The sequence below is a fragment of the Gelidibacter sp. genome (assembly GCF_035577925.1).
GTDB lineage: Bacteria > Bacteroidota > Bacteroidia > Flavobacteriales > Flavobacteriaceae > Gelidibacter.
Map to the genome: position 1 here is coordinate 1 of NZ_DATJCY010000331.1, position 3,527 is coordinate 3,527.

Sequence of the window (3,527 nt, forward strand, 5' to 3'; positions counted from 1 at the left end):
AGTGGAGTTATACCGACAAAATAAAAGTGAAAATCCGTCAATTATCAGATTCGTATGCCGAAGGACGTTTTATGGATTTACTAAAATCAAAGCAAATCAATACCAAAGCAAATTGGAAATTAGGCAACGAAATTGTGCCAGGAAATACAGGCTCATCCATTGGTAATTCACTTTACGAAAGAGAAGGCTCTATGAACGGATTTGAAGAAAAAGTTGCAATGGAAATCGGAACTTCATCAAATGTTGCATTTTGGCATAGAAACTTAGAACGTGGTAAAGGATTTTACATCAACGGATTCAAAGCCAACCATTACCCTGACTTTATTATGCAGACAAAATCTGGGAAGACGATTTTAATAGAAACCAAAGGCGACCATTTAGATGGTTCAGAGAGTGAAGCGAAATGCCGACTTGGCAACGAATGGGAAAAACAAGCAGGACAGGACTTTGCCTATTTTATGGTATTTGACAAGAAACAAATTGATGGAGCATATACGTTGGATAAAGCAAAAGAATTGATAAGTAAAATGTAATTAAGTTCATTTTAAAATATATTAAAAATGTAAAGAATAGACAAAGACACCTTTCTGCGAAGCTTTAAAGTGCTTTCAAATCAGTCATTTGATTTGTTGCTTGGTGCAGGTGCCTCTATTTCTTCAGGCATTCCTTCAGGAAGTGATTTAGTATGGCATTTTAAAAGAGAGATTTTAAGCAGTAGCGGTAAAATTAATGGCAAAATGTTTCAGGATTGAAAAATTGAAGACAAGTTGTAACAGGTGTGGTTGTTAATCAAAAAATTCAAGTACCATATTACAAAAGAAATCAGTTAGGGCAAACAATGTTTTTCATTAACAAATTTGGCATTAACAATCATAAAGAGAAACTTAAAATAAAAAACAAAAATTACATTTCATATTTACTTGGAAAAATAAATTTTGTACTCAATATGAATCCAGATGATATTGAGTTCAAAAAATATAAATTACAATTAATTGAACTACGAAAAAAACATCCCTTCAGCTAAAGATAGCCGTTGCACAACTTCCATTTTTTGAAAAATAGTTTGGTAAAACCATAAAGACAGACCTCTTTTAAAGTGATTTAAAGAAGGTTTGTTTTTAAAATGAAATTGAAAACCTAAAACTTCAATGGTTTAAAAATGAGTTTTTTAAGTCATAAATGCTGGTTTTTATACAAGTAGTGGTATATTTGAGTTGTGCAGTACGCACATAATATAAGCTGTGGCTTGCTTCTGAGCCTGAAGTGTTTTACAATAAATCAAAGTATTAATGCAAATAGATGCACACTATAAAAACTGGTTAAGGGCAATAAAGCATAAAATAAAATCTGCTCAGCTTAAAGCAGCTGTAACTGTAAATACACAGTTATTAGAATTGTATTGGGATTTGGGAAAAGACATTGCCCAAAAACAAAAAGAAGCCAATTGGGGCGATGCCGTTTTAGAACAATTATCGGTAGATTTAAAGTTAGCTTTTCCTGCCATCAAAGGGTTTTCCAGAAGAAATTTATATGCCATCAAGCAGTGGTATAGTTTTTATGGTAACGGAGCCGAATTTGTGCCACAGCTTGTGGCACAAATTCCGTGGGGACACAACAGGTTGATTATCTCAAAAATAAAAAACACAGAAGAAGCACTGTTTTATTGTAAAGCCACACTACATAATGGCTGGAGCAGAGAACAATTGGAAATAGCCATTAAAAACGACTATTTTGAAACCAAAGGAAAAGCGATCACCAATTTTGCTCAATCATTACCGGCACAACAATCACAATTAGCCATCGAAACATTAAAAAACCCATATAGCTTAGATTTTTTAGGATTAGAAGATGACGCTTTAGAAAAGGAATTGGAAGATGCGATGATGCAGCACCTTACCCAATTTTTAATTGAATTGGGTAAAGGCTTTGCTTTTGTTGGCAGGCAATACAGCATTGCCGTAAGCCAAAATGAATACTTTATAGACCTACTTTTTTATCACCTGCAACTAAGATGTTATATAGCCATTGAATTGAAAACAGGAAAGTTCAAGCCGGAATATGCAGGTAAATTAAATTTTTATTTATCGGCTATTGACAGTCAAATCAAACATACAGACGACCAGCCGAGTATAGGGCTTATTTTGTGTAAGCACAAAGACAAAATTGAAGCTGAATATGCTTTGAGAGATATACAAAAACCTATTGGAATTAGTGAATATACACTTACACAAGCTTTACCAAAACAATTGAAAAATCAATTACCAACTGTTGAGGAAATAGAAGCACAATTACAAAAAACAGAAAAAAACAGATTTTCCTGAAATTAATACAACCCCATAAACTCGTGAAAAGCGAACTCATTTAAAGCCATTTAAAGGAGGTTTGTTTTTAAGTGAAGTTCTTAAACTGAATGTTTTTAATCCATAATGTGTGCAGTATTATGGAATAAATGATAGCTTTATGTAATTAGAAGTACGTGATATGTTTTACCTGTAAACAACTATTATTCAAAGTGTTTAAAAGGGTGATAAAGAATTTGAAAAATGATTAACTTCGTTAATAAATAAGTTATGGGCAAGTTAAAAAAACTCTGAACTAAATGATATTAACGGAAACTTCTAAAAAAAGGAATTTGATACTAACCATTTTTATGGTGTTTATATTTTTAACCGATCTAATAAGTTCCAAAAGTTTCTTACTTGAAAATAATCTCCAGGAATTAAATAAAACAGAATTAATATTCGGAATACTAAGCATTGTTGATCTGATTTTAATTGTATTTCTGTTCTAATGGAAAAAATGGGCTTTTTGGGCATTAGTTGGAACCAGTCTAATCACACTAACAATTAATTTGAATATAGGAATTGGAGCGATATCTTTTATTGGATTACTGGGAATAATAATAATTTACCTTTTATTACAACTGAAAAAAGATGGAATAAAAGGATGGAACAACTTGGAATAAAACCTGCACACAATAACCAAAGTTTCGTTGCGTCTGTAGGACGTGCAATGAAAACCTTGTTGAACGAGACCGGTTACATTTACTGCTATGGATTTATCGTAGGTTTTCTTTAATGCTTTAATAGTGATCAATATTTCCTTTCTACAGCATGGTCATATTGGTGTTCTTTTCATCATATTAGGTATGTCTTTATTGTTAAATTCTAATTCATTTCCAGCAAATTCCAATCCAAAACTTACATATACTCATTAGCCATGATGCATAGAGCTAAAATTGTCTATTTTGTGCTAAATAATTATACAAATGAAATTCTAATAAAACATTAACATGAAAACAACAACTATTAAAATAAATACGAAAGCAGGGATTATAGTACTTTTTTTCTTATTATTCGGCTTGTCATCCTGTTCCAATGATGGTGATCTAGGACCAGTAGGACCTCAAGGAATTGAAGGAAAGGATGGGCAAGATGGGAAAGATGGAAAGGATGGGAATATCAATGTGGTTTCTTCGGGCTGGGTCACCTTCGATGCAAGTAGATGGACTGAACAATGGTCGTCAG

At 32.5% G+C, this 3,527-nt stretch carries 2 protein-coding genes and 1 pseudogene; all 3 read left to right on the forward strand.

The window, feature by feature from the left end; genetic code table 11:
• Positions 1 to 533, forward strand: a pseudogene (locus VNJ50_RS12865) (restriction endonuclease); the annotation flags it as partial.
• A 69-nt stretch (positions 534 to 602) separates the two neighbouring features.
• Complete coding sequence (locus tag VNJ50_RS12870) at positions 603 to 752, forward strand: hypothetical protein (protein WP_325582552.1); 150 nt, start codon at positions 603 to 605, stop codon at positions 750 to 752.
• 537 nt (positions 753 to 1,289) lie between these two features.
• Entirely contained in the window at positions 1,290 to 2,321 is a 1,032-nt protein-coding gene (locus VNJ50_RS12875; protein WP_325582554.1) for a PDDEXK nuclease domain-containing protein, read from the forward strand.
• Positions 2,322 to 3,527: the final 1,206 nt, after the last annotated feature.